This is a genomic window from Stenotrophomonas sp. YJH_SMC_6 (assembly GCF_059371335.1).
This window is the reverse complement of record NZ_JCAFUM010000002.1, coordinates 274,756-287,595: the sequence shown is the minus strand read 5'-3', so window position 1 is coordinate 287,595 and position 12,840 is coordinate 274,756. Positions and strand designations below refer to the sequence as shown.

The window sequence follows — 12,840 nt, the reverse complement described above, 5'->3', positions numbered from 1 at the left end:
CGCCAGTCCCTGCTTCGGCCCGCTGCATGCATCACCACGGATCGACCATGCGCCATCCCATCTTCCTTGTGATCCTGTTGCTGGCGGCTGCCGATGTGCGCGCCCAGCAGGATGATCTTCGTCGTGTGCTGGAGCAGGGCAGCGAGCTGCGCCACCAGCAGCAGGACCAGCAGCGCCTGCAGCAGGCCGAGTCGGCGCGACCGACCATCACCATCGACGGTCAGACCCTGCGCGTGGAGCGCACGGTCGACGATCTGGGCCAGGCGCTGTACCTGTCGCTGCAGCATCAGCAATGGGGCGCAGCGCAGCGCTTCCTGGACGAATACATCGAACTGCCCGGCCACGACCCGATGCTGCGCCACTACGCGCAGGGCGGCCTGGCGCGGGTGGCCGGCAATCACCACCGCGCGGCCAACGAGTACGAAGCACTGCTGGCGGCGCAGCCGGATTTCCTGCCGGCCCGCCTTGAGCTTGCACGTGTCCATGCCGAGGACCAGCGCGACCGCGATGCGGAGGCGTTGTTCAGGGCCATCGCCGGTGGCATCAATGCCGACGACCCCACTACCGCAGGTGTACGCGGACGGGTGGACGCCTACCTGGCCGCACTGCAGGCGCGCAGGCGTTGGAAAGGAGCGCTGGCAGCCGGCCCGGCATGGAGCGACAACATCAACCGCAGCTCGGCCAGCCGCACCTGCCTGTTCGGAGTGGGCGACACCTGCATCATCCAGCGCAATCTTCCCGATGCCCAGCGCGCCATGGGCCTGGACTACGACGGCAACCTGGAGCGTCGCTGGGCACTGGCCGGTCATCACGGCGTCTATGTGCGCGGGCTTGCGTTCGGCCAGGCATGGCGCGGGCATAGCGCCTACAACGAGCTCAATGCGAGCGTGCAGGCGGGCTATAGCTGGCGCAGCGCTCGGCATACCCTGCAGATCGCGCCGAGCTATGACTACCAGAGCCTGGGCAACCGGGCCCTGCAGGGCGGCAGCGGGCTGCATGGCGAATGGCAATATGCATTGGATGCGCGCAGCCTGCTCAGGCTGGAGGCCGACTGGAAGCGCCAGCGCTATCGCCAGCGCGGCCTGGCCGCCAATTACGACGGTGAGCTGGCCGCGGTGTATGCCACCTGGTTCCGTGCGCTCAACCCGCGCTGGACCCTCTTTGCCGGGCTGGACCTGAGTGACAGCCGCGCCGCCAATCCGGCCAACGGTTACCGCCAGCGTGGACTGCGCCTGGGGGCGGCGCGCCAGTGGACGGGCACCACCGCCACCGTGTTCGTGTCGTTGCGCGAGCGCGACTACGATGCGTGGAGCCCGCTGCTGGAGGCGCGGCGTGAGGACAGCGAACAGAACCTGATTGCTGTCGTGCGCAGCGAGCACCTGGCGGTGGCCGGGCTGGTACCCAGCCTGAGCCTGCGCTACGCGCGCATCGACAGCAACGTCGGCTGGCTGTACAGCCACGACCGCAGCCTGCTCAGCCTGAAATGGGAACGGGCCTTCTGAACGCGCCGCTGCGCTGCCACGGTGAACGCGCCGTGGCCGCGATCTTCATTCATCATCACGCGCTCTTGTAGCCCGTTTCGCGCATCCTTCGGGTGTTGCGGCAGAGCTGGGCCGCGTGTATCGAGGAGCGCCGGTCGTGCTGGAAGCGGGCAACAAACCAGAGGGCCTGAAAGGGCTGCGTGTACTGGTGGCGGAGGATGAATTCGCCATCGCGATGTTTCTGGTCGACTATCTGGAGCTGAAAGGCGCACAGGTGGTGGGGCCTGCCGGTGACCTGCAGGCGCTGGGGCGGCTGGTCGATACCCATCCCATCGATGTGGCATTGCTGGACATCAACCTGGGCGGTGAGCAGGTCTATCCGCTGGCCGATCGGCTGGCCGAGACGGGTATCCCCTTCCTGCTGACCTCCGGTTACGACGACAACCTGCCCAGCCGCTTTGCCAGCGCGCCGCGCTGTACCAAGCCTTATCACATCGAAGCGCTGGTGCAGCAGCTGGCCGCGCTGGTGGCGGCGCCGCAGGTCTCTGCGGGCATTGCCTGATTGCGCGGCATGTCGCGCCGTCCTGAAGACATCCACGCCGCCAAGCTGCGTGGCCAGATGCCACCTGCACCGCAGCTGCATGTGCGCCACGATGGCATGGCCGCGCGCATCGCCCGCCACGACTGGTCATCCACGCCGTTGGGTGCCTGCGAGCAGTGGCCGCCCCACCTGCGCGCCACCGTCGACCTGATGCTGGCCCATGGTTTCCCGATGATCGTGCTGTGGGGTGAGCAGCTGGTGCAGCTCTACAACGATGGCTATGCCGAGATTCTGGCCGACAAGCATCCCGGCGGGCTCGGCCAGCCGACCCGCGAGTGCTGGCCCGAGGTCTGGCATATCAATGGGCCCATCTACCAGCGCGTCTGGCAGGGCGAAACCATCACCTACGAGGACAAACTCTATCCCCTGGCGCGACGCGGGCGGTTGGAGGATGTCTGGTTCACCATTACCTACAGCCCGATCCGTGGCGAGGAAGGGCGCATCAACGGCGTGCTCGTGACCATGTTCGAGACCACAGCGGCGCATGTGGCCCAATCGGCACGCGAGCGCGAAGAGCAGAAGCGGCGGGAGGCGGACCGGCGCCTGGCATTGGCCTTCAAGGTGCTGCCGGTGGGCGTCTGCATTGTCGACACCGAAGGGCGCCTGCAGCTGTCCAACGACCAGATGCGTGCCTACCTGCCCAGCGGCAAGGTGCCGTCCACGGATGAGGTGAACCTGCATCGCTGGCGTGGCTGGCATGCGGACGGCAGCGCCATCGGGCCGGAGGATTTCGCCATCGCCCGTGCGATGCGCGGCGAGACCGTGGTGCCGGGGCTGGAGTTCCAGTATCTGCATGACGATGGACGCGCGCGCTGGACCCGGGTCGCGGCCGCGCCCCTGCGCGATGGCGACGGTGAGGTCAGCGGCGTATTTGCCATCGCCGTGGACATCGACGATCTCAAGCGTGCCACCGAGCGCCAGTCTGTATTGCTGGCCGAACTGCAGCACCGGGTGCGCAACATCATGTCCACCATCCATGCCATTGCCTGGCGGACCCGCGAGTCGGTCAGCAGCGTGGATGAATACGCTGAACGGTTGTGCGGGCGACTGATGTCGCTGGCGCGCACGCAGAGCCTGCTGACCCGCGGCGCCAATGCCGGGGTCTGCCTGCGTGGCATGCTCGATGAGGAGATCGCGGCGCAGACGCCGGCAGCGGCGGCCTACCGCCTGCAGGGCGAGGATGTGCTGCTGCCGCCGAAGGCGGCCGAAGTACTGTCCCTGGCGATCCACGAGCTGGCGAGCAATGCCCTGCGGCATGGCGCACTGACCCATGAGGATGGCCGGATCGAGGTGACCTGGGATCTGCAGGTTCAGGCCGGCCAGCCATGGCTGGGTCTGCACTGGTGTGAGCGCCATGCCGAAGTGGAGGACTGGGAGCAGCCCCGGCAGCGTGGCCTTGGCCGGGCGCTGATCGAGCAGCGCGTGCCCTACGAACTCGCCGGCAGCGGCGAGCTGCGCTTTGGCCCGCAGGGCCTGGACGCCTGGATCCGCTTTCCGCTGCGCGAGCGAGACAGCCTGCTGCAGACTGATGCTCCCGGCGCGGCGGCGGGCGGTTCCGGCAGGTAAAAGTCCATTTATTCCCAATTGGGCCAAATTGGGCATAATGGCCTCAACTGTCCCCGTCTGGAGCCGTGCCATGACCCTGCCGCTGGATCTGCCTGGCCTCGAAAAGGCCCCCGCGTCGTCGGTGAAGACCCGTGGCTGGCCGAGCCTGATGCGCACCGTGCGCGAGAAGCAGGCGCTGGTCATCACCAACCACAACCACCCCGAAGCGGTGATCGTGGACATCCGCACCTACCAGGAACTGCTGGCCAAGGCCGCTGGCGGCGATGCCGGTGAGCGCAGCGAAGAACTGCTGCGCCTGCGCGGTGAGTTTGACCAGACGCTGGCCAGCCTGCAGCGCGGGGAGGGGCTGGGCAAGGTGCTGGGCCAGCCGATCCGCCGCGGTCGCAAGGTCACCCTCGGCCGTCCGCTCTGACCGATGGGGCGGATCCTGGTGCTTGCCGGCGTCAATGGCGCCGGCAAGAGTTCGCTGCTGGGTACCTGGCTGGAAGCCGAAGGGCTGGGCTGGTTCAACCCAGATTCGTTCACCCGGCGCCTGGTGGAGGCCGGCTGGCCGCTGCCCGATGCCAATGCGGAGGCCTGGCAGGAAGGCACCCGCCGCCTGCGCCAGGCCATGGCTGATGGCACGGACTTCGCCTTCGAGACCACGCTGGGCGGCAACACCATTCCAAGCCTGCTGCGCGAGGCCTGTGAGCAGCATCATGTGGCGGTATGGTTCTGCGGCCTGTCCAGCGTCGAGCTGCACATCGCCCGCGTCGCTGCGCGGGTAGCGGCCGGTGGCCACGATATTCCGGTGGAGAAGATCCACGCCCGCTTCGATTCGGCGCGCGAGAACCTGCTGGACCTGCTGCCACACCTGGCCGAGCTGCATGTCTACGACAACAGCGCTCCCGCCGACGCCGACGGCTGCGTCGAGCCGCTGCCGGTGCTGGCAATGGCGCATGGCCAGCTGCAGTACCCGGTCTCGGTGGCCGAGCTGCTGCATACGCCGGATTGGGCCAAGCCCATCGTGATGCGTGCGATGGAATTGAACACCTCGGATTAGAGCCACGCCATATGTGGATACCTTTCACACATCGCGCGAAACCGCGCCGTGTACGACTGCCACCGGAGCTGCGGTTAGACTGACCGCACACTCAAGGAGGATGACATGCACGGACCTGCGACGTTCCGCTTCAGTTCTATCTGCCTGGTGCTTGCCGCGCTCGCGCTGTCCTGCATGCCGACGATGGCCGCGTCGCCTGCAGCCAAGCGACCATCGCCGCCCAGCCTGGTGCAGGCCTTCCACGCCGCCGAAGCCAACCTGCGGCTGATTCCCGGCGGCGACATTGAATCCGGCTTCCGCCCGGTTTGGACCGCTGTTGCCGATCTCGATGGTGATGGCCGTGCCGAGGTCGTGTATTTCTACACGTCCGACTATTCCGGCGGCAGCTTCGCCCAAAGCAACGTTGTTGCGGTGATGACGGCGCTGACGGCAAACGATCCGCGCGGCCGGGAGAACCCGAACAGCCTGTCGCCGGTGGAAGCAGAGGACTATGCCGCCATCCGCAGGTATGGCTATGCTGACGACGCGGCTGAACAGATTCCAGGCGCCATCCGTGCCATCCGCATCCAGGGTGATCGCATCGTTGTCGATTTCACTGTCAGTGCCGGCGCGACGGTCTGCGAATGGAAGAGCCCGAACCGCCACGTCTGTCCGCCGGACGGAAACTACACATGGACGCTGCGTTGGACGCCGGGGAAGCTGACTCACATCAGGAAATAGCGCCAGGGAGTGCCGGGCGTATTCGCCCGGCGCCACTGGCCCCGTAGGTCCACGCCAAGCGGGGACCGCGTTCTGCGGCCGGCCTCAGGCCGGCTTCACCTGCTCAGGCTCCGCAGCCTCCGGCAGTGGTGGCAAGGTCGGGTCCACCGTTACCGGTACATCGCTCTTCAACAACGCAGCGGCTTCCCTGTCGCTGCCCACTGCCGGCGGTGAGCCACGCAGCGGCAGGCCGGCGGTCTCCTTCACGAACAGCATGGTCACCAGCCCGATCACCGCCGCGCCCATCAGGTAATAGGCCGGCACCAGCGGGTCGCCGGTACGTTCCACCAGCCACGCGGTCACCAGTGGCGTGGTGCCACCGAACAGCGACACCGACACGTTGAATGCGATCGACAGCGCGCTGTAGCGCACCGGCGTATAGAACAGCGCCGGCAGCGTGGACGGCATCGAACTGGTGAAGCACACCAGTGCCAGGCCCAGCAGCATCAGGCCAAGGAAGATCAGCCCGTCGTTGCCGCTGCCGACCAGCAGCAGGCACGGAATCGCCAGCACCAGCAGCGCGATGCAGGCACCAATGATCATCGGTCGGCGGCCCAGCCTGTCACTGAACAACCCGCCGACGATGTTCAGCGGCATCATCACCAGCATCACGATGATGATCAGCAGCAGGCCCTTGCTCTCGGCATAGCCCATGGTGACGCTGAGGTAGCTGGGCATGTAGGTCAGCAGCATGTAGTCGGTGACGTTGAACACCAGCACCAGGCCCATGCACACCAGCAGTTGGCGACCATGCACCTGGAACAGTGCGCCCAGCCCCGGCCGGTCGTGCTCGCGCTTCTCGGCTTCTTCGGCGAACGCGCGGAACGCCGGGGTTTCCTCCAGCTTCATGCGCATGTACAGGCCGAGCAGGCCCAACGGGCCGGCCACCAGGAATGGAATGCGCCAGCCCCAGTCCAGCATCTGCTCGCTGCTCAGCAGCATGTGCAGCGCAGTGACGGTACCGGCGCCTGCGATGTAGCCGCCCAGCGTGCCGAACTCCAGCCAGCTGCCCATCAACCCACGGTTGCGGTCGGTGGAATACTCGGCGATGAAGGTGGCCGCACCGCCGTACTCGCCACCGGTGGAGAAGCCCTGCACCACGCGCGCCAGCAGCAACAGCACCGGCGCCCAGATGCCGATGCGCTCGTAGGAAGGAATCAGGCCGATCGCAAACGTGCCCAGCGCCATCAGGATCATGGTGAACGCCAGCACTTTCTGGCGCCCATAACGGTCGCCGAGCGGGCCGAACACAAGGCCGCCGAGCGGACGCACCAGGAACGCCACGGTAAAGGTGGCGAAGGCGGCGATCACCTGTGCGGTGGGGTTGCTGGACGGGAAGAACACCTGGCCGATGGTGACGGCCAGGTAGCCGTAGACACCGAAGTCGAACCACTCCATGGCATTGCCCAGCGCGGCGGCACCGACGGCGCGCTTGAGCATGGGCGTGTCGACAACGGTGATCTCATCGACCTTCAGGTGACGGCGGCGCTTGAACCAGCCGAAATGGGCATGTGCCTCGGGTGTGTCCTGCATGGGGGCTCCCTGGGAGGTTTGAAATGGAGAAAACGGCGGCATGCGTGGATGCACGCGCACGGCGTGGCACCGCCGTGTCGGCGGAAGCACGGCAACGGGATCACGACGGCCGCGCGGTCAGCGGCCGGGAATCACAGCGATGCGGGGGATGCAGGCGAAGTGCCTGCGGGCGTCATCCGCCAGGATCCAGCGCGAGGCGATGGATGGGCGGAGCAGGAACATGCGTGGCAAGCGGAGCGCCGGTCGGCAGTGCTTTCCACGTAACAGGTGCGCCCGTCACGTAGTGGGTCGTGTCGATCATCCGTTCATCATAACGGCACGCGCGTGAGCGTGCAGCGAAGCGCAGTTGTCTGCACGCTGTGTTCCATCATGCCTGTTCATCTGCAAAGCAATGATGACGTGCGTTGAACGGAATCTGGTCGTGCTGCTCACATGCCGCCCTCTACGTTGTGGGCGAACGCAACAGAGAAGGAGCATCGCATGACCCGTCGCATTCCCGAAGGTACGCTTGTGGTTGTCGCCGATGGCGGTTCGGCCCGTGTATTCACCAATGTCGGCAGCGATCACCAGCTGGCCTTGAAGCAGGAAGGCGAACTGCGCCTGCAGGACATCAGCGAGCAGGGTGTATCCGGGCAGGGGCCTGCGGGTGCAGTGCCGAAGGACATGTCGGTATCCCAGCTCAACGAGGCGACGTTCGCCAAGCAGGTGGCGGAACAGCTCAATGAGGATGCGTTGAAGAACCGCTATGCACACCTGGTGTTGATCGCTGATCCGACCACGCTGGGACGCATCCGTCCGCTGCTGCACAAGGAAACCCAGGCCCGCCTGCTAGGCGACATCGCCAAGGACCTGACCAACGCACCGTTGGCGGATATCCAGAAGGCGCTGGCGGCGTAGCGCGGATGCCATTCATGCGCGATCACCTGTCGGCGGAGCCCGACCGCTTCGATGTGGAGGCGCAGGTCGGCTGGCTGCTTCTCGAGTTTGGCGCGCCCTGGTGTGGCCACTGCCAGGCCGCGCAGCCCGCGTTGCAGGCCTTTGTCGAAGCGAACGATCTGCCGCACTGGAAGATCGAGGATGGCAAGGGCAGGCCTCTGGGCCGAGCGTTCAAAGTGAAGCTGTGGCCGACGGTGGTGCTGCTGCACGATGGAGACGAGGTCGCGCGGGTAGTGAGGCCGCTGGACAGCGCGGACCTCATGTCGTTGCAGGGCGCGCTTCCCGATTGAGGAGTGAACCGGGCGTGGCACTCGGGGCAGTCGCACTGCAGCATGCGGCGTGACAGGCCCGGTGCTAGCATCCGGCTATCACCTGAATCGATCCAAATGCCGATGCCCACGCTGGACCGTCGTCTCCTGATCGCTGTCGCCGTCACGGCGATGCTCGCTTCCGGCCTGGCTTCGGCCGCGCCTGCCAGAACCGCCGCCGACAAGGCCTATGCATGGGTGGACCCGTTCATCGGCACCGGTGGGGAAGGTCACACCTATCCGGGTGCGACGGTACCGTTCGGCATGGTCCAGCTCAGCCCGGATACGCGTATGCAGCCGCGCGAGAAGGCCTACGGTTGGGCGGCCGGCTACCGCTACGACGACAGCAGCATCGTCGGCTTCTCGCACACCCATTTTTCCGGCACTGGCCATTCCGATCTGGGCGACATCCTGCTGATGCCGTTCACCGGCAGTCCCGGCCTGGAGCGTGGCGATCCCGAGAAGCCGCGCAGCGGCTATGCCTCCCGCTTCCGCCATGATGACGAGAAAGCGGAGCCGGGCTACTACGCGGTCACGTTGGACGATTACAAGGTGCGTGCCGAGCTGACCACCAGTACCCGCGTGGGCGTGCATCGCTATGCGTTCCCCAAGGGCACCGACGCCAAGGTGCTGCTGGACATGCGCACCAGCATGTACGACTACCCGGGCAAGGTGCTGTGGTCGCGGGTGCGGGTGCGTGCCGACGGCACGGTGACCGGCTTCCGCGAGACGCGCGGCTGGGCGCCGGGCCGCCAGCTGTATTTCGCGATGCGCTTCTCGCGCCCGCTGGCCGGGCATGAGCTGCACAACACCGAGCAGGACATCGTCTACAAGGGCTTCCCGCCGCCGGGCGAGAAGGATCCGTCCCAGCGCGCACAGATCGAGGGCCGTCAGCTGGTCGGTACCTTCGCATTCGGCAAGCTGGACGCACCGCTGGTGGTCAAGGTTGCCATCTCGCCGGTCAGCGAGGCCGGCGCCATTGCCAACCTCGACGCGGAAGTGGCCGACTTCGATTTCGACCGCGTGCGTGCGCAGGCGAAACAGGAATGGACGCAGGCGCTGTCGGTGCTCGACATCGATGCACCCGAGCACGCTCGCCGCAGCGCCTATACCGCGCTGTACCACACACTGTTGGGGCCGACGCTGTTCATGGATGCCGATGGCCAGTATCGCGGTTCGGACAATGCCGTGCACAAGGCCGATGGTTTCACGAATTATTCGACGTTCTCGCTGTGGGATACCTACCGTGCGTTGCACCCGTTGCTGACCCTGGTGCAGCCGGAGAAGCGCAACAGCGACTTCGTCAATTCGATGCTGGCCCACCATGAGCACAGCCCCTACGGCATGCTGCCGGTGTGGTCGTTCCATGGCCTGGAAGACTGGTGCATGATCGGCTACCACGCCGTGCCGGTGATCGCCGACGCCTACGTGAAGGGCATTCGTGGCTTCGACGCCGACAAGGCGCTGAAGGCGATGGTCGAGACCGCCAATTACGGCCCCTATGACGGTATCGCACAGTACCGCGAGCTGGGCTACGTACCGATCGACGAGGAAGGTGAAGCGGCCAGCAAGACGCTGGAATACGCCTTCGATGACTGGACCATCGCACGCATGGCGCAGGCGATGGGCAAGGGCGATATCGCGGCGACCTTCGACAAGCGCGCGGCCAACTGGCGCAATGCGTTCGACAAGGACACCGGCTTCATGCGCGCACGCAAGCGCGACGGCAGTTTCCGCACCCCGTTCGACCCCAGCGCCAGCGGCTACGGAACCGACTACACCGAGGGCAACGCTTGGCAGTATTCCTGGTATGTGCCGCAGGACGTGGCCGGGCTGGCGGCAGCGCACGGTGGCAGCGACAAGCTGCTCGCGCGCTTGGACGAGGTGTTCAACGCCAAGGTGGATCCGTCCATCTTCGAGCACATGGAAGACATCACCGGGCTGATCGGCTGGTACGCACATGGCAACGAACCCAGCCACCATGTGGCCTACCTGTACTCGTACGCTGGCCAGCCGTGGCGCACCCAGGCGCGCCTGAAGCAGATCATGGACACCCAGTACGCCGACCGTCCGGATGGCTTGGCCGGCAACGATGACGTCGGCCAGATGTCGGCGTGGTATGTGTTCACCGCGCTGGGCTTCTACCCGGTGGCACCGGGCTCGGGCGAGTACATCCTGGGTCGCCCGTTCCTGCCGAAGACCGCGATGCGCCTGCCCAACGGCAAGACGTTCACCATCGTGGCCGATGGCCTGGATGACAGGCACACCTATGTGGGCAGCGTGAGCCTCAACGGCAAGCCGCTGCAGCGCACCTTCCTGCGCCACGACGAGATCCTGGCCGGTGGCGAGCTGCGCTTCAGCATGCAGGCCGAGCCGAACAAGGACTGGCCGGGGCAGGGCGCGCAGGCGCCGTACTCGATGAGCCGGTGATGCGGGGCGGCGCCGTCCTGCCGCCGCCATTGCCCCGCACCTGGTAGGTGCCAACCTTGGTTGGCACGCGGGAGGTCAGCGGAAACGGAACCGCAACCCCACCCGCGCGCCACCGATCGGGGCGGTATCAATCATCAGGATCGCGCCATGTCGCTGCGCGATCTCGGCCACAATCGCCAACCCCAGCCCGCAGCCATCGCCTTCGCTGCTGGCCCGGTAGAAGCGTTCCGTGACGCGCGTGCGTTCGGCTTCGGCAATGCCGGCGCCGTCATCGTCAACCCATGCCTGCACGCCTTCGGCCTCCTGCCGAACGCCGAGGGTGATTACGCCGGGCACGGCACCGTAGCGCAGCGCGTTGTCCAGCAGGTTGCCCAACGCTTCGCGCAGCAGCTGCGGATCGCCCTGCACCTGCACGCCGTCGTCTGGCCCCTCGTAGCCCAGGTCAACGCCCGCCGCCAACGCACGGTCGGCGTAGCGCTCCACCACCCCGCGTGCCAACGCAGCCAGGTCCACCGGTTGCAGTGGCAGTGCGCTGCCATGCGGATCTTCCGAGCGGCTGAGCATCAGCAGCTGGTTGACCAGATGCTGCAAGCGGGCCAGTCCGGCCAGCGTGCCGGACAGCGCCAGCTGCTGGGCCTGCGGGTCGTGCTGGCGCAATGAACTCTCCAGTTCCACCTGCATCGCCGCCAAGGGCGTGCGCAGCTGGTGCGCGGCATTACTGACAAAGCGCCGCTGCGCATCCTGCATCGCGTCCAGACGCTGCAGCAGCGCGTTGTAGGCCTCCACCGCCGGCCACAGTTCGCGCGGTGCCTCCTGCGCAGGGTCCAACGGTGCCAACGGATCCGGCCGCGGGCTGGCCAGCTTCCGCGCAACCAGGTTGGCATGGCGAGCGGCAGCGCCTGTACCGGACCACGCCAGCCACGCCGCCAATGCCAGGATCGCGGCCTGGAAGGGAACGCTGGTCAGCAGCAGCTTGCGCTCCAGCCGGTGGCGTTTGCGAAGCGTCTCAGCCACGCGCAGCCGGATGTCATGGCCCGGTCCGGCGCTGACCACCACTTCGACCATGCGCACCGGTTGACCACGCACACGTGCATCGTAGTAGATGGCGTCGTCATCATTTCCCGCTGCGATTGCGGGGCGGGGCAGGGCTTCGGGCAGGTCGCCATACAGACGCCCACCCTCGGCATCGACTACCTCGCCATGCACTTCGTCGGCGGTGTCCCAGCTGAACATGCGCGAGACGGCCGGGGTGATCTCGATCGAAGCGCGACCATCCTGCACCGTCACCAGCTCGGACAACGACATCGCCGAATCCAGCAGCCAGCGGTCGTAGACCTGGCCGGCATAGAACCGGGCCAGCGCAAATGAACCCACTGCGCTGCACAGCAGCAGTACCAGCAGCGGTAGCCAAAGGCGCCTGAGCAGCAGGCCACGCAGGCTGTGCACGCGCTCAGTCACCCACGGCCTCCAGCCGGTATCCAAGCCCACGCAGCATGCGGATGCCGACGCCGGCGCGCGCCTGTTCCAGCTTGCGGCGCAGGCGGCTGACGTGGACCTCGATCACCGACAGGTTGGCGTCGTGGTCCCAGCTGTACAGCGCGTCGAACAGGCGCTGCTTGGTAACGGTGCGGCCGGGATGCTGCATCAGTGCATCGACCAGCGACAGCTCACGCGCAGTCAGCTCGATGCGCTGGCCGTCCACCTGCACTTCATTGCGGATGCTGTCGAAGCACAACCGGCCCAATCGCTTCTGCGCCGGTGCATCGCTTCGGCGGCGTGACAATGCACGCAGGCGGGCTTCCAGCTCACCCAGTGCGAATGGCTTGGCCAGGTAATCATCGCCACCCCGGTCAAGGCCGAGGATGCGGTCCTCCACGCCATCGCGTGCGGTCAGGATCAGCACCGGCAGGGTGACGCCGTCGTTGCGCAGGCGCGAGAGCAGGTCGAGGCCATCGACGTCGGGCAATGAAAGATCGAGCACCATCACGTCATATGGCGCGCTGGCCAGTGCCGCCGGTGCATGCAGCCCGCGCGAAAGGTGGTCGCACAGATGGCCGGCACCCTGCAGGGCGCGGATCAGTCCATCGGCCAGGGCGGCGTCGTCTTCGATCAGCAGGATTCGCATTGCAAGCTTCGTGCAAGGTTGGGGCAAGTTTGGCGCAAGTGCGTCACCTTACCGTGACC

At 66.4% G+C, this 12,840-nt stretch carries 12 protein-coding genes; 9 read left to right on the top strand and 3 right to left on the bottom strand.

The genetic code is table 11. The features are described from left to right. Positions 1–47 precede the first annotated feature (47 nt). The 6 genes from AC5P9N_RS03090 to AC5P9N_RS03065 all read left to right on the top strand — a co-directional run bounded on the left by AC5P9N_RS03090 (position 48) and on the right by AC5P9N_RS03065 (position 5,410). Positions 48–1,502: a surface lipoprotein assembly modifier gene (locus AC5P9N_RS03090; protein WP_099484672.1), complete on the top strand. Its 1,455-nt coding sequence runs from the start codon at positions 48–50 to the stop codon at positions 1,500–1,502. A 136-nt stretch (positions 1,503–1,638) separates the two neighbouring features. Then, positions 1,639–2,043, top strand: coding sequence for a response regulator (locus AC5P9N_RS03085; RefSeq protein WP_024956513.1), 405 nt, complete (start codon positions 1,639–1,641; stop codon positions 2,041–2,043). Positions 2,044–2,052: 9 nt separating this feature from the next. Further along, the gene (locus AC5P9N_RS03080) at positions 2,053–3,648 is read left to right on the top strand and encodes a sensor histidine kinase (RefSeq protein ID WP_005409859.1); all 1,596 of its coding nucleotides are present in this window, start codon (positions 2,053–2,055) and stop codon (positions 3,646–3,648) included. Between the two features lie 70 nt (positions 3,649–3,718). Then, the gene (locus AC5P9N_RS03075; RefSeq protein WP_005413623.1) at positions 3,719–4,060 is read left to right on the top strand and encodes a type II toxin-antitoxin system prevent-host-death family antitoxin; all 342 of its coding nucleotides are present in this window, start codon (positions 3,719–3,721) and stop codon (positions 4,058–4,060) included. 3 nt (positions 4,061–4,063) lie between these two features. Beyond that, complete coding sequence (locus AC5P9N_RS03070; protein ID WP_065183960.1) at positions 4,064–4,690, top strand: ATPase; 627 nt, start codon at positions 4,064–4,066, stop codon at positions 4,688–4,690. A gap of 105 nt (positions 4,691–4,795) precedes the next feature. Beyond that, positions 4,796–5,410, top strand: coding sequence for a hypothetical protein (locus AC5P9N_RS03065; RefSeq protein ID WP_005409856.1), 615 nt, complete (start codon positions 4,796–4,798; stop codon positions 5,408–5,410). A gap of 84 nt (positions 5,411–5,494) precedes the next feature. Here the strand turns inward: AC5P9N_RS03065 and proP are convergent, their stop codons facing one another. Beyond that, the gene (proP, locus tag AC5P9N_RS03060) at positions 5,495–6,982 is read right to left on the bottom strand and encodes a glycine betaine/L-proline transporter ProP (RefSeq protein ID WP_043033332.1); all 1,488 of its coding nucleotides are present in this window, start codon (positions 6,980–6,982) and stop codon (positions 5,495–5,497) included. A gap of 480 nt (positions 6,983–7,462) precedes the next feature. Here proP and AC5P9N_RS03055 point away from each other — a divergent pair, with 480 nt between their 5' ends. The 3 genes from AC5P9N_RS03055 to AC5P9N_RS03045 all read left to right on the top strand — a co-directional run bounded on the left by AC5P9N_RS03055 (position 7,463) and on the right by AC5P9N_RS03045 (position 10,656). Then, a complete protein-coding gene (locus tag AC5P9N_RS03055) occupies positions 7,463–7,879 on the top strand; it encodes a host attachment family protein (RefSeq protein WP_005409854.1) in 417 nt (138 codons plus the stop codon). 5 nt (positions 7,880–7,884) lie between these two features. Then, on the top strand, positions 7,885–8,208 hold the full coding sequence (locus AC5P9N_RS03050) for a thioredoxin family protein (RefSeq protein WP_099484671.1): 324 nt from the start codon (positions 7,885–7,887) through the stop codon (positions 8,206–8,208). Positions 8,209–8,304: 96 nt separating this feature from the next. Further along, positions 8,305–10,656, top strand: coding sequence for a GH92 family glycosyl hydrolase (locus AC5P9N_RS03045; RefSeq protein ID WP_099484670.1), 2,352 nt, complete (start codon positions 8,305–8,307; stop codon positions 10,654–10,656). 75 nt (positions 10,657–10,731) lie between these two features. Here AC5P9N_RS03045 and AC5P9N_RS03040 read toward each other — a convergent pair whose 3' ends face one another. Then, complete coding sequence (locus tag AC5P9N_RS03040; protein ID WP_043033336.1) at positions 10,732–12,114, bottom strand: sensor histidine kinase; 1,383 nt, start codon at positions 12,112–12,114, stop codon at positions 10,732–10,734. Beyond that, positions 12,107–12,781 carry a response regulator gene (locus AC5P9N_RS03035; protein WP_099484669.1) on the bottom strand — a complete coding sequence of 225 codons (675 nt, stop codon included), beginning with the start codon at positions 12,779–12,781 and terminating at the stop codon, positions 12,107–12,109. The genes AC5P9N_RS03040 and AC5P9N_RS03035 overlap by 8 nt, the downstream gene beginning before the upstream one ends. Positions 12,782–12,840: the final 59 nt, after the last annotated feature.

Coding starts and splice junctions, on each gene's coding strand:
- AC5P9N_RS03090 (WP_099484672.1), top strand. CDS start 48: ATGCGCCATCCCATCTTCCTTGTGATCCTGTTGCTGGCGGCTGCCGAT.
- AC5P9N_RS03080 (WP_005409859.1), top strand. CDS start 2,053: ATGTCGCGCCGTCCTGAAGACATCCACGCCGCCAAGCTGCGTGGCCAG.
- AC5P9N_RS03075 (WP_005413623.1), top strand. CDS start 3,719: ATGACCCTGCCGCTGGATCTGCCTGGCCTCGAAAAGGCCCCCGCGTCG.
- AC5P9N_RS03070 (WP_065183960.1), top strand. CDS start 4,064: ATGGGGCGGATCCTGGTGCTTGCCGGCGTCAATGGCGCCGGCAAGAGT.
- AC5P9N_RS03065 (WP_005409856.1), top strand. CDS start 4,796: ATGCACGGACCTGCGACGTTCCGCTTCAGTTCTATCTGCCTGGTGCTT.
- proP (WP_043033332.1), bottom strand. CDS start 6,982: ATGCAGGACACACCCGAGGCACATGCCCATTTCGGCTGGTTCAAGCGC.
- AC5P9N_RS03055 (WP_005409854.1), top strand. CDS start 7,463: ATGACCCGTCGCATTCCCGAAGGTACGCTTGTGGTTGTCGCCGATGGC.
- AC5P9N_RS03050 (WP_099484671.1), top strand. CDS start 7,885: ATGCCATTCATGCGCGATCACCTGTCGGCGGAGCCCGACCGCTTCGAT.
- AC5P9N_RS03045 (WP_099484670.1), top strand. CDS start 8,305: ATGCCGATGCCCACGCTGGACCGTCGTCTCCTGATCGCTGTCGCCGTC.
- AC5P9N_RS03035 (WP_099484669.1), bottom strand. CDS start 12,781: ATGCGAATCCTGCTGATCGAAGACGACGCCGCCCTGGCCGATGGACTG.